The sequence below is a fragment of the Agromyces terreus genome (genome assembly GCF_009749465.1).
Lineage (GTDB): Bacteria > Actinomycetota > Actinomycetes > Actinomycetales > Microbacteriaceae > Agromyces > Agromyces terreus.
Map to the genome: position 1 here is coordinate 291,306 of NZ_WBIS01000002.1, position 26,461 is coordinate 317,766.

24 protein-coding genes are annotated in these 26,461 nt (G+C 71.4%); 3 read left to right on the forward strand and 21 right to left on the reverse strand.

All coding sequences use genetic code 11. From position 1 onward, the window contains the following. Window positions 1-48: 48 nt before the first annotated feature. The 5 genes from GQQ92_RS06510 to GQQ92_RS06530 all read right to left on the reverse strand — a co-directional run bounded on the left by GQQ92_RS06510 (window position 49) and on the right by GQQ92_RS06530 (window position 7,400). The gene (locus tag GQQ92_RS06510; protein ID WP_156998424.1) at window positions 49-1,536 is read right to left on the reverse strand and encodes an MATE family efflux transporter; all 1,488 of its coding nucleotides are present in this window, start codon (window positions 1,534-1,536) and stop codon (window positions 49-51) included. 111 nt (window positions 1,537-1,647) lie between these two features. Then, window positions 1,648-4,044, reverse strand: a complete 2,397-nt coding sequence (locus GQQ92_RS06515) for a heavy metal translocating P-type ATPase (protein ID WP_156998425.1) — start codon at window positions 4,042-4,044, stop codon at window positions 1,648-1,650. Beyond that, a complete protein-coding gene (locus GQQ92_RS16780) occupies window positions 4,041-4,439 on the reverse strand; it encodes a heavy-metal-associated domain-containing protein (protein WP_232057544.1) in 399 nt (132 codons plus the stop codon). Before GQQ92_RS16780 ends, GQQ92_RS06515 begins: the two co-directional genes overlap by 4 nt. A gap of 280 nt (window positions 4,440-4,719) precedes the next feature. Further along, complete coding sequence (locus tag GQQ92_RS06525; RefSeq protein WP_156998426.1) at window positions 4,720-6,039, reverse strand: serine hydrolase domain-containing protein; 1,320 nt, start codon at window positions 6,037-6,039, stop codon at window positions 4,720-4,722. Between the two features lie 56 nt (window positions 6,040-6,095). Further along, entirely contained in the window at window positions 6,096-7,400 is a 1,305-nt protein-coding gene (locus GQQ92_RS06530; RefSeq protein ID WP_156998427.1) for an ATP-dependent DNA helicase, read from the reverse strand. 244 nt (window positions 7,401-7,644) lie between these two features. Between GQQ92_RS06530 and GQQ92_RS06535 the strand changes: the two genes are divergently transcribed. Then, entirely contained in the window at window positions 7,645-8,700 is a 1,056-nt protein-coding gene (locus GQQ92_RS06535; protein ID WP_156998428.1) for a hypothetical protein, read from the forward strand. A 222-nt stretch (window positions 8,701-8,922) separates the two neighbouring features. On the opposite strand, the gene GQQ92_RS06540 is transcribed toward GQQ92_RS06535, so the two are convergent. From GQQ92_RS06540 to GQQ92_RS06565, 6 genes are all read right to left on the reverse strand, one after another. Continuing rightward, a complete protein-coding gene (locus tag GQQ92_RS06540; protein WP_232057545.1) occupies window positions 8,923-10,893 on the reverse strand; it encodes a cytochrome c oxidase assembly protein in 1,971 nt (656 codons plus the stop codon). A gap of 108 nt (window positions 10,894-11,001) precedes the next feature. Further along, entirely contained in the window at window positions 11,002-11,289 is a 288-nt protein-coding gene (locus tag GQQ92_RS06545; RefSeq protein WP_156998429.1) for an HU family DNA-binding protein, read from the reverse strand. A gap of 393 nt (window positions 11,290-11,682) precedes the next feature. Continuing rightward, window positions 11,683-11,988 carry a 30S ribosomal protein S14 gene (rpsN, locus tag GQQ92_RS06550; protein WP_156998430.1) on the reverse strand — a complete coding sequence of 102 codons (306 nt, stop codon included), beginning with the start codon at window positions 11,986-11,988 and terminating at the stop codon, window positions 11,683-11,685. Window positions 11,989-11,991: 3 nt separating this feature from the next. Beyond that, window positions 11,992-12,159, reverse strand: a complete 168-nt coding sequence (gene rpmG / locus GQQ92_RS06555; protein WP_156998431.1) for a 50S ribosomal protein L33 — start codon at window positions 12,157-12,159, stop codon at window positions 11,992-11,994. Further along, window positions 12,159-12,395 carry a 50S ribosomal protein L28 gene (rpmB, locus tag GQQ92_RS06560; RefSeq protein WP_156998432.1) on the reverse strand — a complete coding sequence of 79 codons (237 nt, stop codon included), beginning with the start codon at window positions 12,393-12,395 and terminating at the stop codon, window positions 12,159-12,161. Before rpmB ends, rpmG begins: the two co-directional genes overlap by 1 nt. A 203-nt stretch (window positions 12,396-12,598) precedes the next feature. Next, the gene (locus tag GQQ92_RS06565; protein WP_232057546.1) at window positions 12,599-13,342 is read right to left on the reverse strand and encodes a hypothetical protein; all 744 of its coding nucleotides are present in this window, start codon (window positions 13,340-13,342) and stop codon (window positions 12,599-12,601) included. Window positions 13,343-13,575: 233 nt separating this feature from the next. On the opposite strand from GQQ92_RS06565, the gene GQQ92_RS06570 reads away from it, so the two are divergent. Continuing rightward, window positions 13,576-15,027 (forward strand): glutamate decarboxylase, encoded by a 1,452-nt coding sequence (locus GQQ92_RS06570; protein ID WP_156998433.1) that lies wholly within the window; start codon window positions 13,576-13,578, stop codon window positions 15,025-15,027. A gap of 132 nt (window positions 15,028-15,159) precedes the next feature. Here GQQ92_RS06570 and GQQ92_RS06575 read toward each other — a convergent pair whose 3' ends face one another. The 8 genes from GQQ92_RS06575 to GQQ92_RS06610 all read right to left on the reverse strand — a co-directional run bounded on the left by GQQ92_RS06575 (window position 15,160) and on the right by GQQ92_RS06610 (window position 23,235). Beyond that, a complete protein-coding gene (locus GQQ92_RS06575; protein WP_156998434.1) occupies window positions 15,160-16,065 on the reverse strand; it encodes a glycine betaine ABC transporter substrate-binding protein in 906 nt (301 codons plus the stop codon). A gap of 150 nt (window positions 16,066-16,215) precedes the next feature. Then, window positions 16,216-17,202 carry an ABC transporter permease gene (locus GQQ92_RS06580; RefSeq protein ID WP_156998435.1) on the reverse strand — a complete coding sequence of 329 codons (987 nt, stop codon included), beginning with the start codon at window positions 17,200-17,202 and terminating at the stop codon, window positions 16,216-16,218. Further along, window positions 17,199-18,677, reverse strand: a complete 1,479-nt coding sequence (locus GQQ92_RS06585; protein WP_156998436.1) for a quaternary amine ABC transporter ATP-binding protein — start codon at window positions 18,675-18,677, stop codon at window positions 17,199-17,201. Before GQQ92_RS06585 ends, GQQ92_RS06580 begins: the two co-directional genes overlap by 4 nt. A gap of 475 nt (window positions 18,678-19,152) precedes the next feature. Next, window positions 19,153-19,551, reverse strand: coding sequence for a Fur family transcriptional regulator (locus GQQ92_RS06590; protein WP_156998437.1), 399 nt, complete (start codon window positions 19,549-19,551; stop codon window positions 19,153-19,155). Next, entirely contained in the window at window positions 19,548-20,390 is an 843-nt protein-coding gene (locus tag GQQ92_RS06595) for a metal ABC transporter permease (RefSeq protein WP_156998438.1), read from the reverse strand. The genes GQQ92_RS06590 and GQQ92_RS06595 overlap by 4 nt, the downstream gene beginning before the upstream one ends. Then, window positions 20,387-21,280: a metal ABC transporter permease gene (locus tag GQQ92_RS06600; RefSeq protein ID WP_156998439.1), complete on the reverse strand. Its 894-nt coding sequence runs from the start codon at window positions 21,278-21,280 to the stop codon at window positions 20,387-20,389. Before GQQ92_RS06600 ends, GQQ92_RS06595 begins: the two co-directional genes overlap by 4 nt. Before the next feature lie 13 nt (window positions 21,281-21,293). Continuing rightward, window positions 21,294-22,151 carry a metal ABC transporter ATP-binding protein gene (locus tag GQQ92_RS06605; RefSeq protein WP_156998440.1) on the reverse strand — a complete coding sequence of 286 codons (858 nt, stop codon included), beginning with the start codon at window positions 22,149-22,151 and terminating at the stop codon, window positions 21,294-21,296. Between the two features lie 7 nt (window positions 22,152-22,158). Next, entirely contained in the window at window positions 22,159-23,235 is a 1,077-nt protein-coding gene (locus GQQ92_RS06610) for a metal ABC transporter substrate-binding protein (protein WP_156998441.1), read from the reverse strand. Between the two features lie 133 nt (window positions 23,236-23,368). Between GQQ92_RS06610 and GQQ92_RS06615 the strand changes: the two genes are divergently transcribed. After that, complete coding sequence (locus GQQ92_RS06615) at window positions 23,369-23,854, forward strand: GNAT family N-acetyltransferase (RefSeq protein WP_197738123.1); 486 nt, start codon at window positions 23,369-23,371, stop codon at window positions 23,852-23,854. A gap of 71 nt (window positions 23,855-23,925) precedes the next feature. Here the strand turns inward: GQQ92_RS06615 and GQQ92_RS06620 are convergent, their stop codons facing one another. Beyond that, a complete protein-coding gene (locus GQQ92_RS06620; protein ID WP_156998443.1) occupies window positions 23,926-25,356 on the reverse strand; it encodes a dihydrolipoamide acetyltransferase family protein in 1,431 nt (476 codons plus the stop codon). A 58-nt stretch (window positions 25,357-25,414) separates the two neighbouring features. Beyond that, complete coding sequence (locus GQQ92_RS06625; protein ID WP_232057582.1) at window positions 25,415-26,374, reverse strand: alpha-ketoacid dehydrogenase subunit beta; 960 nt, start codon at window positions 26,372-26,374, stop codon at window positions 25,415-25,417. Between the last annotated feature and the right edge of the window lie 87 nt (window positions 26,375-26,461).

Sequence of the window (26,461 nt, forward strand, 5' to 3'; positions counted from 1 at the left end):
GATCCGGTCCCGGTCGTCGGGTCGAGCGGATGCCCGCCGGCCGACCCGTCACCGCCTGCGGCTGAGCCGGCGACCGAGCCGCGCGACGCCGGATGCCTCCTGCACGGGAATCGCGCCCGTCACGACGGCGTCGACGTTCATCGATCCGTCGACGGGTCCGACGACCGCGATCGGGGTGGTCGGCGTCGCGGTGCGCGGTTCGACCCGCATGCGCCCGAGGCGCCGGTGCTCGCGCACGTATGCCGGCACGAGCAGGGCGGCCGCGCCCAGCCAGGCGAGCGGGTTGCTCCACACCACGCCGACGAATCCGAACGCCGCGCCGAGCACGACCGCCGCCCCCACGCGCATCACGAGCTCGATCACGCCGGTGACGGTCGGCACGACCGTGTGCCCGAGCCCCTGAAGCGTGCCGCGCAGCACGAACAGCACGCCGAGCGCCGAGTACGTGAACCCGTTGACGGCGAGCATGAGCCCGGCGTCGGCGACGACCGCGTCGGAGCCGGCGCCGACGAAGAGCCGCACGAGATCCTCGCCGAAGACGATGAGGGGCACGCCGACGATCACCGCCGTTCCGATCGACATCCACGTCGCCTGCACCGCGCCGCGACGCACCCGGTCGGGGCGGTGGCCGCCGAGGTTCTGGGCCGCGAACATCGAGGCGGCCAGGCCGAGCGAGGCGAGCAGCGCGACCGCGAGCGAGTCGATGCGCGAGGCCGTCGTGTACGAGGCGACCGCGTCGGCGCCGAGCCCGTTGAGCGCGACCTGCACGGTGAGCGTGCCGATCGCGATGATCGAGGCCTGGAACCCCATCGGCAGGCCGACGCGGAGATGCTCGCCGACGTCGGCCCGCGACATCCGCCAGTCCTCGCGGTGCAGGTGCAGCACGGGCACGCGGCGGCGCACGAAGTCGAGGCAGAGGGCGACCGACACGGCCTGCGCGACGACGGTCGCGAGTGCCGCGCCCGCGACGCCCCAGCCGAGCGGGCCGACCATCAGCACGACGAGGCCGACGTTCAGCGCGCAGGACACGGTGAGGAACACGAGGGGGGTGCGGGAGTCGCCGATCGCACGGATGATCGCCGACAGGTAGTTGAAGAACATCACGGCGGATGCCCCGAGGAAGCTGATCTGCGTGAACACCGTCGCCTCGGCGAGCAGCTCCTCGGGCGTCTGGAGGAGCCGCAGCGCGGGCTCGGCGATGAGCGGCGCGAGCGCCGTCAGGAGCACGCTCATCGCGCCCGTCAGCAGCGTGCCGGTCGCGACCGAGCGGCGGACGGCGACGTGGTCGCGCGCGCCGAACGCCTGCGCGGTCGGGATGGCGAAGCCCGAGGTGACGCCCCACGCGAACCCGAGCAGGAGGAACAGCAGCGCGCCCGTGGCGCCGACGGCGGCGAGCGAGTCGATGCCGAGATGCCGGCCGACGACGATCGCGTCGACCACCTGGTACAGCTGCTGCACGACGTTGCCGATGAGCAGCGGCACCGCGAACACGAGGATGACGCGCCACGGCGCGCCGGTGGTGAGGCTGGTGGCCATGGGCTGCTCCGGGCGGATCGAACGGGATGGACGGATGCCGCGAACGGCGCAGGGCGCGCTCGTCGCGCCCGAGACATCCTATCGAATCGATTCGACCGACGCGCCCCCCGCTCAGCGGCCGCGGAACCGCCGCAACCGCAGGCTGTTGCCCACCACGAACACCGACGAGAACGCCATCGCCGCGCCCGCGACCAACGGGTTCAACATGCCGAGCATCGCCACCGGGATCGCGGCCACGTTGTAGGCGAAGGCCCAGAACAGGTTGCCCTTGATCGTGGCGAGGGTGCGCCGCGAGAGGCGGATCGCGTCGACCACGGCCACCAGATCGCTGCGCACGAGCGTCAGGTCGCTCGCCTCGATGGCGACGTCCGTGCCGGTGCCCATCGCGATGCCGAGGTCGGCCGTGGCGAGCGCGACCGCGTCGTTGACGCCGTCACCCACCATCGCCACCACGCGGCCCTCGGCCTGCAGCGCGCGCACCACGTCGGCCTTGCCCGCGGGCAGCACGCCGGCGCGCACCTCGGCGATGCCGACCTCGGCCGCGACCGCCCGCGCGACGCGCTCGTTGTCGCCCGTCAGCAGCATGGGCGTCAACCCCAGCTCGCGCAACTGCGCGACGGCCGACGCGCTGTTCGGCTTCACCGTGTCGGTCACGCTCAGGATGCCGCGGACCCGGCCGTCCCACGCGACCGCGACGACCGTGCCGCCCGCCTCCTCGAGCTCGGCCTGGCGATCGAGCGAGGCCGCCGGGACCTCGACCGCCCACTGTTCCGCGAGCCACGCCGGGCGCCCGACCAGGACGAGGCGGCCGTCGACCACCGCCTGCACGCCGAGGCCGTGCGCCGAGGCGAACGACTCGACCGACGGCGCGACGGCGGCGGCGGACGCGATCGCAGCGGCGATCGGATGCTCCGACCCCGACTCGGCGGCGCCCGCGAAGCGGAGCACCTCGGCCTCGGACTCCCCGGGCGCCGCCACGACCTCGGCGAGCGACATCCGCCCGCTCGTGACCGTGCCCGTCTTGTCGAGCACGACGGTGTCGACCCGACGCGTGGACTCGAGGATCTGCGGGCCCTTGATGAGGATCCCGAGCTGCGCGCCGCGCGCGGTGCCGACGAGCAGCGCCATGGGCGTCGCCAGGCCGAGCGCGCACGGGCAGGCCACGATGAGCGTCGCGACGGCGGCCGTGAACGCGACCTCGGGGCCCGCGCCCGCGAGCAGCCACCCGGCGAGCGCGGCGAGCGCGAGCCCGATGACCACGGGCACGAACACCGCCGAGACCCGGTCGGCCAGGCGCTGCACCTCGGCCTTGCCCGTCTGCGCCTGTTCGACGAGACGGGCCATCGCCGCGAGCTCCGTGTCGGCGCCGACCCGCGTCGCCCGCACGACGAGACGGCCGCCGACGTTGATGGTCGCGCCGATCACGGCGTCGCCCGGGCCGACCTCGACCGGCACCGACTCGCCCGTGAGCATGCTCGCGTCCACCGCCGAGCCGCCCTCGACGACCACGCCGTCGGCGGCGATCTTCTCGCCCGGGCGCACGACGAACCGGTCGTCGACGACGAGGTCGGCCGCCGGCATCCGCACCTCGAGCCCGTCGCGGAGCACGGATGCCTCGCTCGCACCCATCTCGAGCAGCGCCTCGATGGCAGCCGTCGAGCTCCGCTTCGCGCGGGACTCCGCATACCTCCCGGCGAGGACGAACACCGTCACGGCCGCCGCCACCTCGAGGTAGATCTCGTCGGCGCCGCCGCCGGGTGCGGTGAAGAGGGCGAACTCCATGGTCATGCCGGGCATGCCCGCGCCGCCGAAGAAGAGGGCGTACAGCGACCAGCCGAGCGCGGCGAGCACGCCGACGCTGATGAGGGTGTCCATCGTGGCCGCGCCGTGGCGCAGGTTCACCGACGCGGCACGGTGGAACGGCCACGCCCCCCAGACCGCGACCGGTGCCGCGAGCGCGAGGGCGAGCCATTGCCAGTTCGTGAACTGCAGGGCCGGGATCATCGACATCGCGACGACCGGAATGGTCAGCACGGTCGAGATGATCAGGCGTCGACGAAGGGATGCCTGCTCGGCGGCGCCGCGATCGGCGGAGTCGGCGCGGGGGCCGGCCGCGCGGGGGCCGGCCGCGCCGACGCGGGCGGGCTGCGCGCCGGGCCGCATCGTCTGCGGTGCGGCGGACCCCTGTGCGTCAGTCTGCGTCGCGGAATGCGTGTCAGCCTGCTCCGCGGCATGCGCCGTGGATGGCGCGGCGGCCCGCGCGGCGGCCTGCGCGGCGGCAGGACGTGCCGGGGGCGTCGGGAGTTCGGCCGTGTAGCCCGTCGCCTCCACGGTCGCGATGGCCTGCTCGACGCTCACGCCCTCCGGAAGCAGCACCCGCGCCTTCTCGGTCGCGTAGTTGACGGACGCCTCGACGCCCGGCAGACGGTTGAGCTTCTTCTCGACGCGCGCGGCGCAGGACGCGCACGTCATGCCGCCGACGAGCAGGTCGACCTGCTGCGCGCTCATGATGCTGCCGGCGCCAGCGCGTACCCGGCCTCGTCGACGGCCTCGGCCACCGCACGCGCGTCGAGCATCGTCGCACTCTCCACGGTGACCGTCGAGACGCCGCCCGAGACCAGATCGACCCGCACGCCGGTGACGCCCTCGAGACGCCCGACCTCCTCGGTGACGCTCGCCACGCAGTGCGAGCAGGTCATCCCCTCCACGCCGAACGCGGTCGTGACGCCATGGCCCGCGGGCGCCGTGCGGCCTGCGGGCGCGGCCTGGCTCACCGCTCCGGCGGCCGGCGGCGCGAACTGCGCTTCGGCCGTCTTCGCGGCGGGCAACCCGTGTTCACCCGGACGGCCGATCGAGAGCGTCGTGCTGCAGCATCCGCCGGTCGTGTCATTCGTGTCGCACATCTCGCGCCTCCAAGTTCCCAATACCCCTATGGGGTACCTCGCTGGACACAACCATATCGCACGCTCGGGCTATTCCCGACTCCGGTATCCGAACTCAGGCCGACCGTCGCCAATCAGGCCGACGCGCCCGGATCAGGACGAAATCCGCGGAATCGTCCTGATCTGGGCGCTTCGGCCTGATTTCGAAGGTGTTGCCGGGTGCATCCGGCCCCGAGCGGTCAGGCCGCGGGCGCTTCGGCCTGATTCCGAAGGTGTTGTCGGGCGCATCCGGCTCGAGCGGTCACGCCGCGGGCGCGGCCTCCGCCTCGTCGGCCGCGACCGCGACGTCGGCGCAGGGCGCCAGTTCCTGCATCTTCGCCGTCGCCTGCTCGAGCGACCACGGCAGCTCGACGAGCGGGGCCTCGCGCCCGTCGACCCCGTCGGCCTTGGAACCGATCGACGCGAGCGCGAACGCCACCTCGCGCACGAACTCGGGCGGCGGCGAGGAGTTGTTCAGCACGACGACGACGGTCAGCCCGCTGTCGGGATCGGTGAACGCCGCGGTCAACACCCCGGCGGTCTCGCCGGCGTCGCCCCGCATCGGCCCGTAGCTCTGGCCGCCGATGCCCGCCTTCACCCACGTGGGCGCATCCCCGCCGACGGGAACGGTCTTCCACTGCTTCGCCGCGACATCCTCGGAGAGGAGCGCCCCGGTCGCGAAGGCCTCACTGAAGCGGCGGAGGTCTTCGAGGGTCGAGACGCCGCCCGCGGCCGCCCCGCCGTTCGAGTTCGACTGGTCGGAGTCGTCGTGCCTGACCGTGCAGTCGAGCTTGCCGTCGGCGCCGAATCCGGCCGAGTACGCCCCGAGCAGCCCGGTGCCGGACGCGGTCGGCGACGGCAACGAGGTGGATTCGAGGTCGAGGGGCCCGAACACCTCGTGGTCGGCGAGGTCGCTCCACGCCTGCCCGGTGCGACGCTCGGCGCCCATGGCCGCGAGCAGGATGCCCGTGCGCGACTCGCTCACCTTCTCGCCCGCCTGGCCGATGCGCGGCAATGCCATGCCGGCCGCGACGAGCTCGTTCCTGGACCACGGCCGTTCGGGGTTCGAGACGAAGATGTCCTCGAGATGCGGGTAGTAGTCGGCGATGCCCGACGTGTGACGGCAGAGCTGCTCGTACGTGATGCCGTCGAGGCCGGGAATCCAGTCGACGTCCTCGGACACCTGGTCGGAGAGCTCGAGCCGCCCGGCGGCGGCGAGCTTCAGCACGATCGCGCAGGTCATCTCGGAGGTGAGGGTCGCCATCCGGAACGGCGTCTCGGTCGTGACCTTCGCGGCGCCCTCATCGAACGAGACGGTTCCGGATGCCCCGGTCCACGACCCTGCCCAAGGGGCCCACACACCGGCGATGCCGCCGCTGGCACCGCTCAACCGGATCGCCTCGTCGAGCACCGCGGAGAGCGCATCTGCCGTGTCGCCCGCGACCGCGTTCTCGACGGAATCGAACTGCGCCTCGGGGTCGACCGCGGCGAACGAGCAGCCCTGGAGCGCGAGCGCGAGCACGACGAAGGCCGCGGCCGCGGATCCCCATCTGCGCCGCCGACTCCCCCGGTGATCGACCACGAGCCCCCCTCGGCGTGTACCGACGCGATTCTAACCCGTCGACCCGAGGGCCGCGTTCAGGTTGCGCTGCCGATCTCGCGCTCGGCCCCCGACATGAATCGCTCCACAGCCGGATCGACGAGGATGTCGCTCGGCCTGAGCGGCCGGCTGAGGTAGAGCCCGTCGAGCGCCGTCAGCCGGCTCAGCGCGACGTACGTCTGGCCGGGGCTGAAGACGCGCGGGCCGAGATCGACGATCGCCGTGTCGTAACTCGCACCCTGCGACTTGTGGATCGTCACCGCCCAGGCGAGCCGCAACGGGAACTGGGTGAACTCCGCCACGATCTGACGCTCGAGCTTCTTGCGCGACGGATCCCACGAGTACTTGTACTTCTCCCACGTCGCCTGCTCGACCTCGTGCACATCGCCGTCGACGTCGACGCGCACGTCGCGGTCGAGCGCGACGACCGTGCCGATCGTGCCGTTGACCCAGCGCTGCCCCTCGGGCCCGACGGCCGTGTCGTTGCGCAGGAACATGACCTGCGCGCCGACCTTGAGCTCGAGCCGCTCGTCGGCCGGGTACGCGCGCCCGCCGAAATCGCCGGCGACCTCGGCCTCGTTGGCCTTGGAGTGCCCGGGCAGCCGGTGCAGCTGCGTCGCGTTGATGCGGTTGACGGTGCCGTTCGTCGTGGCCAGCGTGATGGCGCCGTGCTCGGGCAGGGGCCGGCGCGCGCCGATGCTGTTGAGCACGCCGGCGATCTCGGCCGTCACGCGGCCGTGCCGAACGGCGTTGAGCATGAACTTGAACTCGTCGTCGTGCTGACGGTGCACCTCGCCGAGCTCGAAGATGCGCAGGTCGGTCTCGCGCCACACCTTCGCGTCGAAGAACCACATCGAGTCGTACGTGTCGGCGAAGTACGCCCGCTCGTCGGCGTCGCCGGGCACGGGTGCGAGCTGGTAGGGGTCGCCGAACAGCACGACCTGCACCCCGCCGAACGGCTCGTGCTTGCGCTGTCGGGCCTGCCGGAGGGCGCGGTCCATCGCGTCCATGAGGTCGGCGTTCACCATCGAGATCTCGTCGATGACGAGCGTGTCCATGGCGTTCAGGATCTTGCGCACAGCGTCGTTCTGCTCGATCTCGTGGTCGGCGATGACGCCGATCGGCAGCCGGAAGAGCGAGTGGATCGTCTGCCCGCCCACGTTCAGCGCCGCGACCCCGGTCGGCGCGCAGATCACGATCTGCTTCTGCGTGTTCCAGTTGAGGTGGTTGAGCAGGGTCGACTTGCCGGTGCCCGCCCGCCCGGTGACGAACACGTGATCGCGGGTCCCCTCGATCGCCTCGAAGACCGCGGTCTGCTCGCGGGTGAGGGTCAATGGGGGCACGGGTTCTCCGGTCTGTCGAGCCGCCGGTCGGCGCGATCCAACTGTAGCCGCGCGGCATCCGCGCGCCCGCCCCGTTCGGCCGTGGTGCGGCGTCCGGGACTCGCCCCGGCCTGTGGACGACGAGTGGGCGGCACCCGGTCGGAACACGAGCGAGCGGATGCCGCGAGCCGGCGCCGCGCACCGGCGACCCGAACCCCGGTGAGCACGTTCCGCCCCCGACATCCGCCCCGCTTAGACTGTCGGGGTGACCGGGGCCGGAGTTCGCAGCGGCCGGCTCTCCGTACTGGCGATCGTCGGGTGGGCCGGACTCGCCATGCTGCTCGCCGGCGCGTTCCTCGCCGCGCTGGGCGGGCTCAACCAGACCACCTACGGCGCCGCGAACTTCGTGCAGCGCTACCTCGACGCGGTCGCCGAAGACGACATGGCCACGGCGACCACGACCCCCGGCGTCGCACTCGACGACGCCGAGATCGAGGCGCTCGGGCTCCCGGCCGACATCTCGAGCGCGATGCTGCGCTCGGGCGTCATCGAGGTCGGCCCCGAAGACGTGCAGGTCGTCGAAGACGTCGCGAACCCCGACGGCACGCACTCGGTGTCGGTGAGCTACCGGCTCGACACCGCCATCCTCCAGTCCACGTTCGACGTTCGCCCCATCGACCCGCTCTACGGGCTGCTCAATCGGTGGGAGTTCGTCACGAGCCCGATCACCGTCGTCGACGTGACCGCCGCGCACAACCCGGTGTTCACGGTCGGATCCCTCACCCTCGACACCCGGGCGACGAAGACCGGCGACGATCTGAAGGCGTTCACGCAGACGGCGCCCTACCTCGCGATCGCGCCGGCCGTGTACGAGTTCTCGTACTCCGACATCCTCGTCGAGGCCATTCCGACCACCCTCGGCATCGAACCCCAGAAGCGGGCCGAGGTCACCGTCGACGCGCAGCCGACCGCCGACTTCGTCAAGCGCGTGCAGACGCAGGTCGACGACTACCTCGACCAGTGCGCCACGCAGCTCGTCCTGCAGCCTGCGAGCTGCCCGTTCGGCATCGAGATCGACGACCGGGTGCTGGGCGACCCCGCCTGGTCGATCGTGACCTACCCCGTCGTCACCCTCACCGCCGGCGAGACCGCGTTCGAGATGCCGCCGACCGACGGCCTCGCGCACATCTCGGTCGAGGTGCAGTCGCTCTTCGACGGCGAGATCACGCAGCTCGAGGAGGATCGCCCCTTCAAGGTGGCCCTCACGGCGACCATCAGGCCCGACGACAGCATCGCGATCCAGTTGCAGCAGACGGGCTGACCGCCCCGCCCGCCGGTCGAGGAGGCGCGCCAGCGCCGTCTCGAGACCACCGGTCTCGCGGTCTCGGGGTCTCGAGACGCTCGTACCTCGCTCCCCGACCGACGCGACCAGCGCCGCCCGCCGGTCGAGGAGGCGCGCCAGCGCCGTCTCGAGACCACCGGCCTCGCGGTCTCGAGACGCTCGTACCTCGCTCCCCGACCGACGCGACCGACCCCGCCCGGCTCAGCCGCGCCGGTCGTGCTCGGCGATCGCCGCGAGATGCGCGTTGTACGCCTCGAGCTCGGCGTCGCCCGTACGGTCGGCGTGCCGGTCGTGGCGCGTGGACTCCTTCTGGTCGCTCCGCCGCCACTGCACGGCGACCGTGATCGCGAGCGCGACGGTCGGGATCTCGCCGATCGACCAGGCGATGCCGCCGCCCGTCTGCTGATCGATGAGCGCATCGGTGCCCCAGCCCATCGCGCCGTACCAGTCGGCGAGGAGCAGCCCCGTGCTCGACATGATCGCCAGGCCGAAGAAGGCGTGCATCGCCATCGTGCCGAGCAGCAGCACGAGACGGAACGGGTACGGCAGCCGATACGGCACCGGGTCGATGCCGATGAGCGACTGCACGAACAGGTATCCGGTGATGAGGAAGTGGACGATCATCCACTCGTGCCCGAGGTGGTCGTCCATCGTCCAACGGAACAGTCCGGTGAAGTAGAACACCCACAGCGATCCGGCGAAGAGCACCGCCGCGACGAGGGGGTTCGCGATGATGCCCGCGAACTTGGAGTGCACCGCGAGCAGGATCCATTCGCGTCCGCCGCGCGATCCGTCCTTCCGCGGCCGGATCGACCGCGCCGCGAGCGTCACCGGGGCGCCCGGCACGAGCAGCACGGGCACCGCCATCGTGAGCACCATGTGGGCGGCCATGTGCGCCGAGAAGAGGTACTGCTCGTAGGCGTTGACGCCGCCGTTCGTGATGTACGCGAGCAGCAGCATGCCCGCGACCCAGAGCACCGTGCGGTACACCGGCCACGAATCGCCGCGGCGGCGCAGCCTCCGCACGCCCGCGAGGTAGAAGAAGATGCCGAACGCGCACGCGAAGATCCAGAGCAGGTCGAGGTTCCACTCGGTGAAGTAGCGCCAGAGCTCGGGCCACGGCGGCAGCGGCTCGCCGGTGAGGATCTCGGCGGGCGACTGCGCGATCGACCCGGGCTCCTCGCCGACCGGCGTCGCCGTGCGGGCGAGGGCCGCCGCGACGCCGGATGCGATGCCCATGAAGGCGAGCTCGGCCACCACGAGGAACCAGAACTCCCTGACCCCCGAGACGCCGGCCCGCGACATCCGCCCGATCAGGTACCGACGCTGCAGCGCACCGAACCCGCCCAGGGCGAGCAGTGCGAGCAGCTTGACGATGACGAGCACGCCGTACTGGCTCGCGAGCTGATCCCAGGTGCCGATGCGCAGGGCGGCGCTCGCGTACCCCGAGACGGCGACCACGATGAAGCAAATGAGCGCGACGGTCGAGTACCGCGCGAGCACCACCGGAAGCCGCTTCGCGTCGAGCTCGCGACGCAGCAGCACGATCGTGAGCAGGCCGCCGAGCCAGACCCCCGCGAAGATGAGGTGCAGGCCGAGTGCCGTGATCGCCGCGTTGTGGCCCGCCGTGCCGGCCGCGTGCCCCTGCTGCGCCATCGGCACGAGCGAGGCGATCGCGAGCACCGTCACGAACAGCACCGCCGTGTGGTTGCGCACCGCGAAGCAGAGCACCGTCACCGCCGCGCCCATCAGCGTCGTCGCGAGCCAGGACTGCCCCAGCGGGATGGCCGTGAGGAACTGCCCGAGCTGCGCCCCGAACGTGTCGCCCAGGCTCAGCGGAACCCCCGTCACCACGAGGAACGTGAGCAGCCCCGTCACCGCACTCGCGATCGTGAAGACCGCAGCGGATGCCGCAGCCACATCGAGGGCGACGTCGAACTCGCGTCGCTTCGGGGCGAGCGCCCAGACCACGAGCACGAGTGCGCCGATCATGCCGGCCGCGCCGAGGTTGACGAACAGCTTCGCGATCGGGAGGCCCCACCGGGAGAACGCGCCCGGGTCCTGGATCAGCTGCGGCGCCGCTCCCCCGCCGTACGCGAGCGCCGCGACCGTCGACACGAGCGCGACGGCGACGAGGACGGCGGGGCCGAACACGCGGACTGAGCGGGACACCGGACAAGCCTACGTGCCGCGGGCTGACCGCTCGCCCACCGGCGGCGCCCGGCGGGACGACGAAGGGCGCCCGGCCGAAGCCGAGCGCCCTTCGTGCGGTCGCGAAGACTACTTCGCGGCGGCCTTCAGCTTCGAGCCGGCCGAGACCTTGACCGAGTGGCCGGCCGGGATCTGGATCTCGGCGCCGGTCTGCGGGTTGCGACCGGTGCGCGCGGCGCGCGAGGTGCGCTCGACGGCGAGCCAACCCGGGATCGAGACCTTGGTGTCCGAAGCGACGGCCTCGGCGAACGCCTCGAAGAGGCCGCCGAGAACGGCGTCGACGGTGGCCTGGCTCTGCCCGGTCGATGCAGCGACCTTCGCGACGAGCTCGGTCTTGTTGAGCGACTTGTCAGCCATTGAATGTCCTCCTCGGACCTTCGCTGTTCTGTACAGCATTGTGAGTTCTCGGGAACGATCGTTCAACCGCCCCCGTGGCCGATCGGGCCGCCTCGAATGTAGCAGAGAACCGCGGAATCTCGCGGATTTCCGACCTTTTCGGGCAACTCGCCCCGGCGTGTCGCACCCTCTTGGACCTTCGCCTGCTCCCGATCGCCCCCTCCGTCCGTCGAGCGCGCGCGAATGCGACGAGCGCGCGGGTGCATTCGCGCGCGCTCGTCGCGTTCGCGCGCGCTCACCCGAACGGCGCCGCGACCGCCGCGCGCCGCGCCCGCCGTGCGCGGGAACGACGAGAGGGGCGCCCCGGAGAACCGGGACGCCCCTCTCGTGGTGCGTGAAGCCGAAGCCTGCGGCTTACCAGCTCGACTTGGTGATGCCGGGCAGCTCGCCGCGGTGCGCCATGTCACGGAAGCGGACGCGCGAGACGCCGAACTTCGTGAGCACGCCGCGGGGGCGGCCGTCGATCGCGTCGCGCGAACGCACGCGGATCGGGGAAGCATTGCGGGGCAGCTTCTGCAGGCCGACGCGGGCCGCTTCGCGCGACTCGTCGGTGCCGTTGGGGTCGATGAGGGCCTTCTTCAGCTCGAGTCGCTTCGCCGCGTAGCGGTCGACGATCACCTTGCGCTGCTCGTTGCGCGCGATCTTGCTCTTCTTCGCCATGTCTTAGCGCTCCTCTCGGAAGTCGACGTGCTTGCGAACCACCGGGTCGTACTTCTTGAGCACGAGACGGTCGGGGTTGTTGCGACGGTTCTTGCGGGTCACGTAGGTGAAGCCGGTGCCGGCCGTCGAACGGAGCTTGATGATCGGACGGATGTCCTGTGCTTTCGCCATTAGAGCTTCACCCCACGAGCCTGGATGTCCTTGACGACCGACTCGATGCCGCGGGCGTCGATCACCTTGATGCCCTTGGCGGACACGTTCAGGGTGACGTTACGACGAAGCGACGGCACGTAGTAGGTCTTCTTCTGCACGTTCGGGTCGAAGCGGCGCTTCGTCCGGCGGTGCGAGTGCGAGATGTTGTGACCGAAGCCGGGAACGGCTCCAGTCACCTGGCACACTGCTGCCATTGGTCTTTCCTCCAATACCGAGGGGCGGATGCCCCTCCCAAGGTCTCTTGTCTGCTGACTTCCCACGCCGAAACCCGCGATTTCTCGCGCGGTTCGATGGGGGTTGGTCGCGGTCTGGGCAGTGGATGTACCCAGCCAAAGGAACAGCCTACCAGAGAGGCTGATCACGACCGAATCGAGCGGATGCCGCGGGCCGGCGCCCGTTACCCGGCCCGGGTCGCGGGAGCGTCGATGGCCCGCCGCGAGAGCAGCGCGGCGAGCAGGAAGCAGACGGCCCCGACGAGGGTGCCGAGGTTCGCCCAGAACGCGCTCACGAGCGAGTCGGTCTGCGGCACGACGTAGGCGCCGACCGCGGAGACGGCGAACGCGATCGAGCCGAGCATCGTCAGCCAGGTGCCGTGCCACGAGCGGGCGTGCACGTCCCAGAGCGTTCCGCGATCGCTCGTCGCGACCATGGCGAACGCGCTCGAGATGAGGAACGCCGCCGAACCCCAGGCGTCGGGCCGCCATCCGGCGCCGAGCCGCTCGGGATCCGCGAGGGCCGCGGCGAGCGCCGCCGCGGTGCTCACGTTGAAGAGGAGGGTGCCGACGAACTGCACGGCGGCGGCCCACCAGTCCCAGGCGTCGGCGCGGTTCGTGCCGCGCACGGGGATGCGGCGGCCGCTGAGGCTCAGCTGCACGAACGCCGCGAGCGTGAAGAAGACGGAGCCGACGACGAACGTGGCCGCGGCGCCGACGGGTCCCGCCCAGGCCGCGTACCAGGGCAGCGCCCCCACGAGGAAGAACACCGAGCCGACGGCGAAGCCCCAGGCCTCGCGCCGGAGGCGCAGCCGACGGCGCCCGTCACCGGCAGCACCGCCACCGGTGCCACCACCACCGGCAGCACCCCCGACGGAACCGTCGCCACCCCCGCCGAGACCGCCGCCGCTCGAGACATCCGCTCGCATTTCGGACCCCCACCACCGGCGGTCGCGCACCGCCCGCCCTGCGGACGAGGCATCGTCGCCCCGTCGGGCCAACCCTATCGACGACGTTCGAAGCGGGCACGGTTCCTTGACGGTCCGCCGCGATGCGGCCACACTCGGGAATCGGGCCGTCGTTCGGGGGATCGATACCCGACCCCGCCGGCTCTCGCGCGTGCACGCCCGGCGCGCGACCGAAGCGAACACGGGGGACTCACATGACCGCAGGAACGCCACGCCCGGATGCCGACGGCGACGCCGAGCCGATCACGCCGGATCGATCGACCCACGCGTTCGCGGGCATCAGCGATCGGAATCAGCTCAATCCGATCTTCGCGCGGGAGGGCGAGGCCACCGACTTCCCGCTCGATCGCCTGCCCGACGGCGAGTCCCTTCCCGAGACGGCGTACCAGGTGGTGCACGACGAGTCGATGCTCGACGGCAACGCCCGCCTGAACCTCGCGACCTTCGTGGGCACGTGGATGGACCCGTACGCGACGAAGCTGTACGCCGAGTCGGCCGACAAGAACATGGTCGACAAGGACGAGTATCCGCAGACCGCCGCGATCGAGACGCGCTGCTGGAAGATGATCGCCAGCCTCTGGAACGCGCCGAGCACGGAGGGCGCCATCGGCACCTCCACGATCGGCTCGTCGGAGGCGTGCATGCTGGGCGGCCTCGCGCTGAAGCGGCGCTGGCAGCTCGCCCGCCGCGCGGAGGGCAAGTCGACCGAGAAGCCGAACCTCATCCTCTCGAGCGCGGTGCAGGTCTGCTGGGAGAAGTTCTGCAACTACTTCGACGTCGAGGCCAGGTACGTGCCGATCAGCGATGAGCACCGGGTGCTCGACGGGCACGACCTCGAGAAGTACGTCGACGAGAACACGATCGGCGTCGTGGCCATCATGGGCGTGACCTACACGGGCATGTACGAGCCCGTGGCCGAGATCGCGGCGGCGCTCGACCGCATCCAGGCGGAGACCGGGCTCGACGTGAAGATCCACGTCGACGGGGCATCCGGGGGCATGGTCGCGCCGTTCCTCCAGCCCGATCTCGCGTGGGACTTCCGCGTCGAACGGGTCGTCTCGATCAGCACCTCGGCGCACAAGTACGGGCTCGTCTACCCCGGTCTCGGCTGGGTGGTCTGGCGCACCGTGGACGACCTGCCGAAGGAACTCGTCTTCGACGTGACCTACCTCGGCGGGCACATGCCGAGCTTCGCGCTCAACTTCTCGCGGCCCGGCGCGCAGGTGCTCCTGCAGTACTACCTGTTCCTCCGCCTGGGTTGGGACGGCTTCCGCAAGGTGCAGCAGGCCTCGCAGGACGTCGCGCTCTACCTCTCGGGCGAGATCGGCCGGATGGACGCGTTCGAGCTGTGGAACGACGGCAGCGACATCCCGGTGTTCGCGTGGCGGCTCGCCCCCGGCCACACCGACAAGTGGAACCTCTACCACCTGTCCGAACGCCTGCGCCTCAAGGGGTGGCTGATCCCCGCCTACCCGATGCCCGACGACATCTCCGACCTCGTGGTGCAGCGCATCGTCGTGCGCAACGGGCTCAGCCGCAACCTCGCCGAGTCGCTCGTGCTCGACATCCGCGAGGCCGTCGACCACCTCGACGCCCTCGAGAGCCCGATGCCGGTCGACGGCCAGGTGAACGCCTTCACCCACTGACGGCGGCCGCGGCGCCCGAGGAGACAGCGCCCGGAGACGACGGATGCCGCGGACAGCGAACGCTGCTCCGCGGCATCCGCAGGTCTGCTCGGACCTTCCGGCCCGTGCCCCCTGCCCGCCGTGCGGGTCGGATCAGGACGTGAGCGAGTCCACGTACTCCTGGTTGTCGGCGATCCACTGCTCCACGATGGGGCCGTAGTCGTCGGTGTCGTTCTCGTTGAACATGGCGTTCTCGAGCGACGAGAGCTTCTCGGTGTCCATCTTGAAGTCCGAGAGCCAGCCCGACAGCGTCGGGAAGTTCTCGGGGAAGCTCTTGCCGCCGACCGTGTGGATGCTCTCGGCGTCGCCGAGCGTGCCCTCGGGGTCCTCGAGGTTCTTGATCGGGAACGCGTCGTACGCCCAGTGCGGGCTCCACAGCGTGACGGCGATGTTCTCGCCGGCGTCGGTCGCGGCCTTCAGCTCGGCGAGCATGGCCGGGGTCGAGCTGGTGAGGTACTCCATGTCCTCGAGGCCGTAGGTGGGGATGACGGTGTCGGTCGTGACGCCGTTCAGGCCCGAGCCGGGCTCGATGCCCACGAGGCGGTTGTCGAACAGGTCGGCGTTCGCGGCGAGCTCGTCGAGCGAGTCGATCGGCGCGTCGGCGTTCACCGCGATGGTGAGGGCGGCGTCGTCGTTCCACGCGCCCAGGTCGTTCAGCTCGTCGCCGTACTCGTCCATGTAGTCGGCGTGCGTGATCGGCAGCCAGGTGTCGAGCACCACGTCGTAGTCGTCGTCGGTGAGGCCCTGGTAGACGGGCGCGACGTCGGCGTACTCGAGCTCGACGTCGTACCCCTTCTCGGTGAGGATGGCGTTCCAGAGCTCGCTCGCGGCGACGCCCTCGTCCCAGCCGTTGAACACGGCGATGGTGACGTCCTTGCGGTCGCCGTTGTCGAGGTTGTCGCCCTCGGCGGAGGCGCCGCCGTCGGATGCGCAACCGGTGAGGATCAGGGCGGATGCGGCGCTCAGGGCGAATGCCCCGGTCAGGATGCTCTTCTTCATGGTGTTTCCTTTCGTCCCGTGTGCTGTGAACACGGGGGTTGGGGATCCGGGCATTGCTGCCCAGACCGTGACGGGCACGATGGCGCGTCAGGTTTCAGGGGCCGTCGCCGACGCATGCCGCGTTCGGCATGGGCATCGGGCGGCAGGGGCCTACTTGCTGGAGATCGGCGAGCGGCGGGGCGACGCCGTCTCGCGCTCGGCCTGCGTCGCGGCATCCGCGGCATCCGAGGCATCCGCCGCTCGGTCGTCGCCCGGCGCGCTCGGGTCGCTCGGGGCGCTCGCGAGGCCCGCCTTCTTCGAGGGGCGTCGCCCGCGGCCGGCGCCGAGGGCGCCCGTGATGCGGTCGAGGATGATCGCGAGGATCACGACCGAGAGACCGGCCTCGAAGCCGAGGGCGACGTCGATGCGGTTGAGGGATGCCACGACGTCGCCGCCGAGGCCGCCCGCGCCGACCATGCCCGCGATGACGACCATCGAAAGCGAGAGCATGATGACCTGGTTGACGCCGGCCATGATGCTGGGCATCGCGAGCGGGAGCTGGATCTGGCGCAGGATGCGACCGGGCGACGCGCCGAACGCGTGGCCCGCCTCGACGACCTCGCGGTCGACGCCGCGGATGCCGAGCTCGGTGAGTCGCACCCCGGGCGCCATCGCGAACACGATGGTCGCCACGATGCCGGGCACGACGCCGACGCGGAAGAGGATGAGCGCGGGGATGAGGTACACGAACGCCGGCATCGTCTGCATGAAGTCGAGCACGGGGCGCACGATCTTCGAGGCGAGGTCGGAGCGCGCGGTCCAGATGCCGACGGGCACGGCGAGCGCGATGGCGATCGTGCTGGCCACGAGCACCAGGGCCAGCGACTCCATCGCGTGGTCCCACTGGTCGACGCCGACGATCACGAGCAAGCCGATTGCGGTGCCGAGCGAGAGCTTCCACCCCTTCACGAACCAGGCGATCGCGGCGAGCGCGATGATCACGATCCAGAACGGCGGCGTGATGAGCACGAACTCGACCGCGTCGTAGAACGCGAGGAACACGGTGCGGACGATCGCGAAGAACCAGCCGAGCGTGTCCGTGAGCACGTCGATGAAGCCCTCGGCGATGTCGCCGAGCGGGATGCGGATGTCGTTCATGCGCGGCTCCCCTCGGTCGCGGCGAGTTCGTCGGCGGGCAGCGGCGTGTCCGGCGGGGCGGCCGCCGCGGTCTCGCGCAGCGTCGCGGTGATGACGTCGACGGGCACGGTGGCGGGGTTCTGCACGGCCTGCAGTTCGCCCGTGTCGGTCGACACGTTGCCGAGCGCGGCGAGCAGCGTCACGCGGGGCACGGCGCCGAGCAGGCGGCCCTCGTCGTCCACGACGGCGAGCGGCAGGGCCTGTTCGACCGAGCTCTCGAGCAGGTCGGTGAGCACCACGTCGGGTCCGACCGCGGCGTAGTCGTCGGTGATCGCGCCCTGCAGCGAGCGTTCGCCGCGCCGGACGAGCCGCAGCACGTCGCGGTCGTGCGCGACGCCGACGAGCTTGCGACCGGATGCCACGACGAAGACCATCGAGGTCTGCAGGTCGCGCATGGCGCGGAGTGCGGCCCGCGGTCCCGCCGAGGCGGATGCCACGGCGCGCGGCGCCTCCATGACGTTGCCGGCCGTGAGCACGCGGGCGCGGTCCACGTCCTGCACGAACTGCGCCACGTAGTCGTCGGCGGGGTCGGTGAGGATCTCCTCGGCGGTGCCGATCTGCACCACGCGTCCGTCGCGCATGACCGCGATGCGGTCGCCGAGGAACATGGCCTCGTTGAGGTCGTGGGTGATGAAGACGATCGTCTTGCCGAGCTCCTGCTGGAGCTCGATGAGCTGCTCCTGCATCTCGCGTCGGATCAGCGGGTCGAGGGCGCTGAACGCCTCGTCCATGAGCAGGATGTCGGCGTCCGCGGCGAGTGCGCGGGCGAGGCCCACGCGCTGCTGCATGCCGCCCGAGAGCTCGGAGGGGAGCTTGTCGCCCCATCCGCCGAGTCCGACGCGCTCGAGCACGAGTTCGGCCTTCGCGCGGCGCTCGGCCGGCGGCATCCCCTGCACTTCGAGGCCGTAGGCGGCGTTGTCGAGCACGGTGAGGTGCGGCAGCAGGGCGAAGTGCTGGAAGACCATCGCGATGTGCTTGCGACGCGCGGCGCGCAGCTTCGTCGGGCTGACGCCCGTGATCGTCTCGCCCATGACCGTCACGGAGCCGGCGCTCGGCTCGACGAGGCCGTTGAGCATGCGGATGAGCGTCGACTTGCCGGAGCCCGACAGGCCCATGACGACGAAGATCTCGCCCTGGCGGACGTCGAAGTCGACGTCGATCACCGCGGCGGTGCCGAGCGCCGCGAGGTCCTCGCGGGTGGCGCCGGCCTTCAGGCGTTCGAGCGCCTCTGCGGGCTTGCGGCCGAAGAACCTCGAGAGGTTCCTGACCTCGAGCGCGTTCGGGCCCTTGGTGCCCGGCGTCGCGCCGCCGTCGGCGATGGGCGTCGCGCCGGTAGTCGTGCTCGTCGTGGCGGCGTTCGTGCTCGTCGTGCCGGTGTCGGTGCTGCTGTTCGTGCTGCTGTTCGTGCTGCTGTTCGTGCTGTGATGTTCGGGCATCGCAGGGTGCTCCAAAGGCGCGTGCGGCGGATCGCTGCCGGGGTGCGGATGGCAGCGGCATTGCACGCGTCACGGCCGGGTTCTGGCGATCCGGGATCCGGGACTCAAGCTCGACCTCGGGTCGGGCGAATCCCGGTTCCAGCGCGCACCGCCATCGGGGCGATGCACCACGCACGGAACCGTACGACCCCGTCGGGCGACCGTCGAAACGGGCCTCCGGCGAGGGCGCGGACTGGGTGGTCGACCCGTGAGGGCCGTAGACCACCGTATGGCCCGGCCGCGGCCGCCGCCAAATCCATTCTGAGGATTTGTCGCCTGAACAGGGTTTCTGTCCCCGCCCATTTCACTTTTCAGGAGGGGGTGTGGGCGCGACGGGGCATCGGGCGGCGATTCATCGCCGAACGGGCCGCGCTTCCCACACCCCTTCCTGAAAAGTGAAAGAGGACGAGCGCGGATGCCGCGGAACCGCGCCGGCTCAGCGCGCGTCGGCGAGCGCGGTGCAGTTCGCGCAGAGGCCGAACACGTCGACGACGTGCGCGGCCTGGGTGAACCCGTGCTCCGCCGCGATGCCCTTGGCCCAGGCCTCCACCTCGTCGGCGGCGATCTCGACCGTGAGCCCGCAGTTGCGGCAGATGAGGTGGTGGTGGTGGCCGGTCGTGCTGCACGCGCGGTAGAGCGCCTCCCCGTCGGGCGACTGCAACGAGTCCGCCTCGCCGCTGGACGCGAGGTCGCCGAGCGCGCGGTACACCGTGGCGAGCCCGATCGGAGAACCGGTCGCGTGCAGCGAGGAGTGCAGCGCCTGCGCGCTGATGAAGCCCTCGGTGTCGTCGAGGGCTTCGCGAACGGCTTCGCGTTGCCAGGTGTTGCGCTTCATGCGGTTCGGGCGTCCTCTGCGGTCTCCACGGGGATCGCGGATGCCCTCCACGGTAGTGCGCGAAGCTTGGAGCCGGCCAACGCGAGCAGCAGGAACGCCGTGGCGGTGAGCACGATCGCCGGCCCCGCGGCGATCGCGAGGGCCCGGGAGGCGAGCACGCCGAGCACGCCCGAGGCCGCGCCGATGAGGGGCGCCGCGACGAGCATGCCGCGATAGGTCGTCGTCACGGCGCGCGCCGCCGCGGCGGGGGCGGCGATGAGGGCGATCGCGAGGATCGCGCCCACCGCGGGCAGGGCGCTCACGACGGTGGCGGCGGTCAGCCCCAGCACGAGCAGCTCGATGGGCCATTCGCGGTAGCCGGCCGCGCGGAAGCCCGCCTGGTCGAAGGTCGAGAAGACGATGCGCCGCCCGTACACGGCGACGAGGACGAGCGCCGCGACGCCGACGCATGCCGCAAGCAGAATATCGGCGGTCGTCACGGTGAGGATCGAGCCGACGAGGAGCGACTCGGGCTGCACCGGCAGGCTCGGCACGACCGCGGCGAGGATCGCGCCCGCCGCGAATCCGCCGGTGAGCACGATGCCCGCGGCCACCTGCGCGCCCTGATTGCGCACCCGTGCGATACCGGTCATCACGAGCACGAGCACGACGGATGCCGCGGCCGCACCGAGCGGGACGGCGACGCCGAGCGCGGCCGCGGCGACGGCGCCCGGGTAGGTGCCGTGCGTGAGCGCCTGCGCGAAGAAGGTGCGCTTGCGCAGCACGACGAGGCATCCGACGAAGCCGCCGACCGCGCCGATGACGATCGCGGCGACGAGCGCGCGTTCGAAGTAGCTCATGCGGCCCGCTCCCCCGCGTCGCGCAGTAGACGGATGCCGAGCACGACGGCGTACCCGAGCACGAACACGGCCACCACGGTGCTGCCGGCCGGGAGGTCGACGCCGGCTCCGACGCTCGCGGCGAACCCGACGGCGAGCCCGATCCACGACGCGAGCGCGGCGAACACCGCGGCGATCGGGAAGAGCGGCCAGAGGCGTGCCGATGCGAGGCGCGCGACCGCGCCCGGCACCACGAGGAACGCCAGCACCAGGAGCGAGCCCACGGTGCTCGCGCCTGCGACGACGACGAGGGCGACGGCGACGTTGAGTGCGAGGTCGAGCCGGAACCCCGAGTCGCCGGCAGCACGGCTCCCGGCCGCGTCGAACGCCCGGAACACCTGCTGCTTCACGGTCACGAGCACGATCACGAGGGCGACGGCGGCGACCAGGACCAGCGGAAGCACCTCGTCGGGCGGAATCGTCAGCACCCGTCCGAAGAGCAGCTCCTCGAGCGCGCCCGCGTAGTCGTCGCTCTTCGACACGACGATCACGCCGACGCTGAACGCGGCGGTCAGCACGACGGCGACACCTGCATCGGAGGTTACCCCGGCGCGGGCGAGCCAGGTCAGCGCGACGGCGCCGAGCAGGGCGGCCACGGCGGCGCCGGGAAGCAGGCCCGCGGTGCCGCCGACGGCGAGCCCGACCGCGAGGCCGGGGAACACCGCGTGCGTCAGCCCGTCGCTGACGAACTCGAGTCCGCGCAGGTTCACGAGCACGCCGACGACGCCGGCCACGAGCGCGAGCACGAGCAGCACGACGAGGGCGCGCCCCATGAACGGCAGCGCGAAGGCGCCGAACAGCGCGTCCCAGAGGCTCACGTGCACCACTCCCCCGCGCACCGCGGCGAACATGCCATGGATGGCATCAATGTCCCTCGTGGCCGGGCACGACCAGGGTGTGCTCGTCGATCTCGACCTCGACGCCCTCGAAGCAGCGCTGCACGTTGCCGAGCGTGAGCACCTCGGCCACCGGCCCGTACGAGAGCTGCCGCCCGTTCACGAGGAGCACCTGGTCGCACACCTGCTGTGCGAGCTCGAGGTCGTGCGTCGAGACGAGCACGGCTACGCCGTCGCCCTTCAGCCGTCGGAGCGTCGCGACGAGCGCGTCGCGGTTGGGCTGGTCGAGCCCGTTGAACGGTTCGTCGAGCAGGAGCAGGCTCGGCTCGGAGGCGAGGGCCCTCGCGAGGAGGCCGCGCTGGCGCTGCCCTCCCGAGAGCTGGCCGAAGCGCTTGCCGGCGAAGTCGGACAGGCCGACCGTCTCGAGCGCACGGCGCACGGCGGCCCGATCGGCGCGGCCCGGCCATCGAAGCAGCCCGAGGCGCCGGTAGCGACCCTGCATCACGACCTGCTCGAGGCTGATAGGGAAGTCGAGGTCGAACTCCATGCTCTGCGGCAGGAAGCCCAGCATGCTCCGATCGGCATGTTTCGGGTCTCGCGCCCGGTTCGAGGCATCCGCCCGGTTCGAGGCATGCGCCCGGTTCGAGGCATCCGCGCCTTCGGCTGCATCCCCTGCGTCGGAGCCGCCCCCGAACGCCATGCGGCCGTGCGTCAGCGGCACGAGGCCCAGGATGCCGCGGAGCAGCGTCGATTTGCCCGCGCCGTTGGGGCCGATGAGCGCGATCGCCTCGCCGCGGCGGATCGCGACGTCGAACCCGTTCACCGTGGCGCCGCCGGGGTGGGTGAACGCGGCGTCATCGAGGCGCAGCACCACGTTCTCGCTCATTCGGACATCATTGCAGTGCGCCCGGCAGGGCGGAAGGCTCGGCGCCCCACGACTCCACGATCAGGCGGGTGTTGTGGATCTGCGACCCCACGTAGGTCTCCCCCTCGGTGCCGGCGGCGCCCAGGGAGTCGCCGTAGAGCGCGTCGGGCCCCGAGTAGACGGCGACGCCCGCCTCGCTGCCGATCGCCTCGGCCGCCTTCGGCGAGATCGAGGCCTCGGAGAACACGGCCTTCGCGCCCGTCGCCTCGATGTCGGCCACGAGCCGGTCGATCTCGTCGGCGCTGGGCTCGGCGTTGTCGTCGAAGCTCGGGATCACGCTGCCGACGAAGACGAGGTGGTACGCGTCGATGTAGTAGGTGAACGCGTCGTGGTTCGTGACGAGCAGCCGCTCGGCCTCGGGCACCTGGTCGACGCTCTGCTCGATCCAGTCGTCGAGGGCCTCGAGCTGCCCGACGTACGCGGACTCGTTCGCCTCGAGCCTCGCCGCGTCGATGCCCGCGACGCCCTGCAGGCCGGTGGCGATGTTCTCGACCATCGCCACGGCGAGTTCCGGATCGGTCCAGATGTGCGGGTTGCCGTCGCCGTGATCGTGGCCCTCGTGACCCTCGTCGGCGTGCTCGTCGTCGCTGTGCTCGGCGTCGCCGTCCTGATCGTGATCGTGGTCGTGATCGTGGTCGTCGGTGCCGAACAGCTCGACGCCCGTGCTCGCGTCGATGAGCTCGCCGTCGAAGCCGGAGGCGTCGAGGGCGTCGTCGAGCCAGGACTCGAGCCCGGCGCCGTTCATGACGACGGCGTCGGCGTCGGCGAGCGCGAGCATCTGCGCGGCCGACGGGTCGAAGCTGTGCGCGCTCTGGCCGGGGGAGAGCAGTTGGGTGACCTCGGCCGTGTCGCCGACCAGCTCGTGCACGAAGTCCCCCACCTGCGTGGTGGTCGCCACGATGCGGGGGCCGCCGTCGGCGTCGGAGGTTCCGGATGCCGCGGGGCCGGCGCAGGCGCTCAGGAGGAGCACGCCGGCGCCGAGCGCCGTGAACGTGCCGAGGGTGCGCGAGGCGCGGGGGAGGGAGTGGTGCTGCGGGCTGGGCATGCGTCGAACCTACGCTTATTGATAATGATTGTCAAAACCATCAGTAGGCCCATCGGACCGATGCGTTACGACCCCGTGAACAGTCGCGACGAATCGCTCGCGCATGTCGGTCGGCCATGCCACCATGAAGCACGTGGATACGACGACACCCCCCCTCGCGTTGCATCCGTTCACCGTCGAAGACGCCGAGCGCCTGTTGTCCGGCGAGGTCGATCCTCACGACGGCTGGGCGGGCGGCTACTCGTTCACCGACGAGCCCGAGCTGCTGCGCGAGTTCGTGCGCGCGGTGCGCGTCTCCGGCGATCCGGCGCCGTTCGGCCCCTATCTCGTCCGCCTCGGCGACGAAGGCTCGGCCATCGGCGGCGTCAACCTCTTCGGCCCGCTGAGCGACGACGGGTCCATCGAGTTCGCGTTCGGCCTCGTCCCCGCGGCCCGAGGGCGCGGGTACGCCGAGCTCATCGTCACCGAGGCGCTCGCCCTCGTGCGCGCCAACGGCGGGCGCGTCGCGATGGCCGAGGCCGAGATCGCGAACCTGCCCGCCCGTCGCGTGCTCGAGCGGGTCGGCATGGCCGAGCGATCGCGCACCGCGGAGTCGATCACCTACGAGATCCGGTTCTGAACCGCGGCTGACCCCGCAGCGGGCATCCGCTCCGGCGGGAGCGGAACCCGGCGCGCCGAACGCGGCGCCGCCTATTCGAGCAGGAGCGCCGGCTCCTCGATGATCGACGCGACATCGGCGAGGAATCGGCTCGCGACGTCGCCGTCGACCACCCGGTGGTCGAACGAGGCCCCGATCGTCGTGACGTAACGGGGCCGCACCTCGCCGTCGACGACCCACGGCTTCTGCTTGATCGTGCCGAGCGCGACGATCGCGACCTCGCCGGGGTTGAGGATCGGCGTTCCGGTGTCCATGCCGAAGACGCCGATGTTCGTCACCGTGATGGTGCCGTTCGCCATCTCGGCGGGCTGCGTCTTGCCCTCGCGTGCGGTGAGAGTGAGCTGCTCGAGTGCGGTGGCGAGCTCGACCATGGTCATGGCCTGCGCCTCTTTCACATTCGGCACGATGAGCCCGCGCGGGGTGGCGGCGGCCACGCCGAGGTTCACGTAGTGCTTGACGATGATCTCGGAGTCGGTCCACTGCGCGTTCACCGACGGGTTGCGGCGCACGGCCCAGATCATCGCCTTGGCCATGATCAGCAGGGGGGAGACGCGAACCCCGGCGAAGTCGGTCGAGGCCTTGAGGCGCCTGACGTACTCCATGGTGCGCGTGGCGTCGACGTCGACGAACACGCTCACGTGCGGCGCCTGGAACGCGCTCTGCACCATGGCCGACGCGATCGCCTTGCGCACGCCCTTCACGGGGATGCGGTCCTCGCGATCGGTGGGCTGCTCCGGCGTCTGGATGTTGCGGAACACGCTCGCCTGGCTCGCCTCGCGGATCACGTCGTCGCGGGTGATGTCGCCCATGGGGCCCGTGGGCGCCACGCGAGAGAGCTCGACGCCGAGGTCCTTCGCGAGCTTGCGGATGGGCGGCTTGGCGATCACCGGGAAGGTCGCCTCGGCGCGTGCCGGTGCGGATGCCGCGGCCGGACGATCGGCGGCGGCTGCGGGCGGGCGCGGCGCCGAGCGCTCGGCGAGGTGCTCGTGCGCGACATCGGGGGCCGGATGCCGCTGCCGGCGACGGGTGCCGGAGGGCCCGGACGACCCGTGGCCGACGAGCACGGCGCCGCCGCCCTCGGAGGGTGCGGGGGCGTGCGAGGCGACGGTCGCCGGGGGAGCGGCCGGCGCCGAGACGGCCGGCGCGGGCGCCGACTCGGCGACCCCGGGAGCCGGTGCCGCTGCCGCAGGCGCTGCGGCGGCGGAAGGGCCGGGAGCGGCATCGGCCGTCTGCACGACGAGGATCGGGGTTCCGACGTCGACCGTCGCCCCCTCGGTCACGAGCAGCTCGGTGACGACGCCCTCGAACGCGCTCGGCAGTTCGACGAGCGACTTCGCCGTCTCGATCTCGACGAAGACCTGGTCGAGCGCGATCGCGTCGCCGGGGGCGACGCGCCACTGCACGATCTCGGCCTCGGTGAGCCCTTCGCCGACGTCGGGCAGTGGGAACCGGATCTCAGTCATTCGTTTACCCTCGCAGTCGATCTATGCCGTTGTCGTCATATCGGATCGTGTCGTCGCGTCAGTACGCGAGCGCCCGGTCGACGGCTTCGAGCACCCGGTCGGGGCTCGGCAGGTACTCGGTCTCGAGCGCGGCGGGCGGGAACGGCGTGTCGAAGCTCGAGACCCGCAGCACGGGCGCCTCGAGCGCGTAGAACGCCCGCTCGGCGACCGTGGCCGCGATCTCGGAGCCCACGCTGACCGATCCGTACGCCTCTTGGGCGACGACGAGCCGGCCCGTGCGGTGCACCGACTCGAGCAGCGGTCCGTAGTCGATGGGGGAGAGGGAGCGGAGATCGACGACCTCGAGGCTCGTGCCCTCGCCCGCGGCGATGTCGGCCGCCTGCAGCAGCGTCGAGATCATCGCGCCGTGGCCGACCACCGTGACATCGGTGCCCGAGCGGATGACGCGGCTGGAGTGCAGCGGCACGCCCGAGTGGTCGAGGTCGACCGGGCCCTTCGGCCAGTAGCGGCTCTTCGGCTCGAAGAAGATCACGGGGTCGTTCGAGGCGATGGCCTCCTGGATCATCCAGTAGGCGTCGTGCGGGCTCGACGGGCTCACCACGCGCAACCCCGGCGTGTGCGCGAAGTACGCCTCGGGGCTCTCCTGGTGGTGCTCGATGGAGCCGATGTGCCCGCCGTAGGGCACCCGGATCACGATCGGCATCGAGATGCGGCCCTCGTGGCGCAGCGTCATGCGCGAGAGCTGCGTCGTGATCTGGTCGAACGCGGGGAAGATGAACCCGTCGAACTGGATCTCGAGCACCGGGCGGTACCCGCGCATCGCGAGGCCGATCGCGGTGCCGACGATGCCCGACTCGGCCAGGGGCGAATCGAGCACGCGGTGCTCCCCGAACTCGGCCTGGAGCCCCTCGGTCACGCGGAACACGCCGCCGAGCGGGCCGATGTCCTCGCCCATGAGCAGGACCCTGTCGTCGCCGCGGAGGGCCTCGCGGAGGCCCGCGGTGATGGCCTTGGCCATCGACAGCGTCTGCACGCCCTTGACGGCGGGCGCGTCGGGCGCGTCCGCGGCAGCGGCGACGCCGGCGGGGCCCGCGGCGTCGGGCCC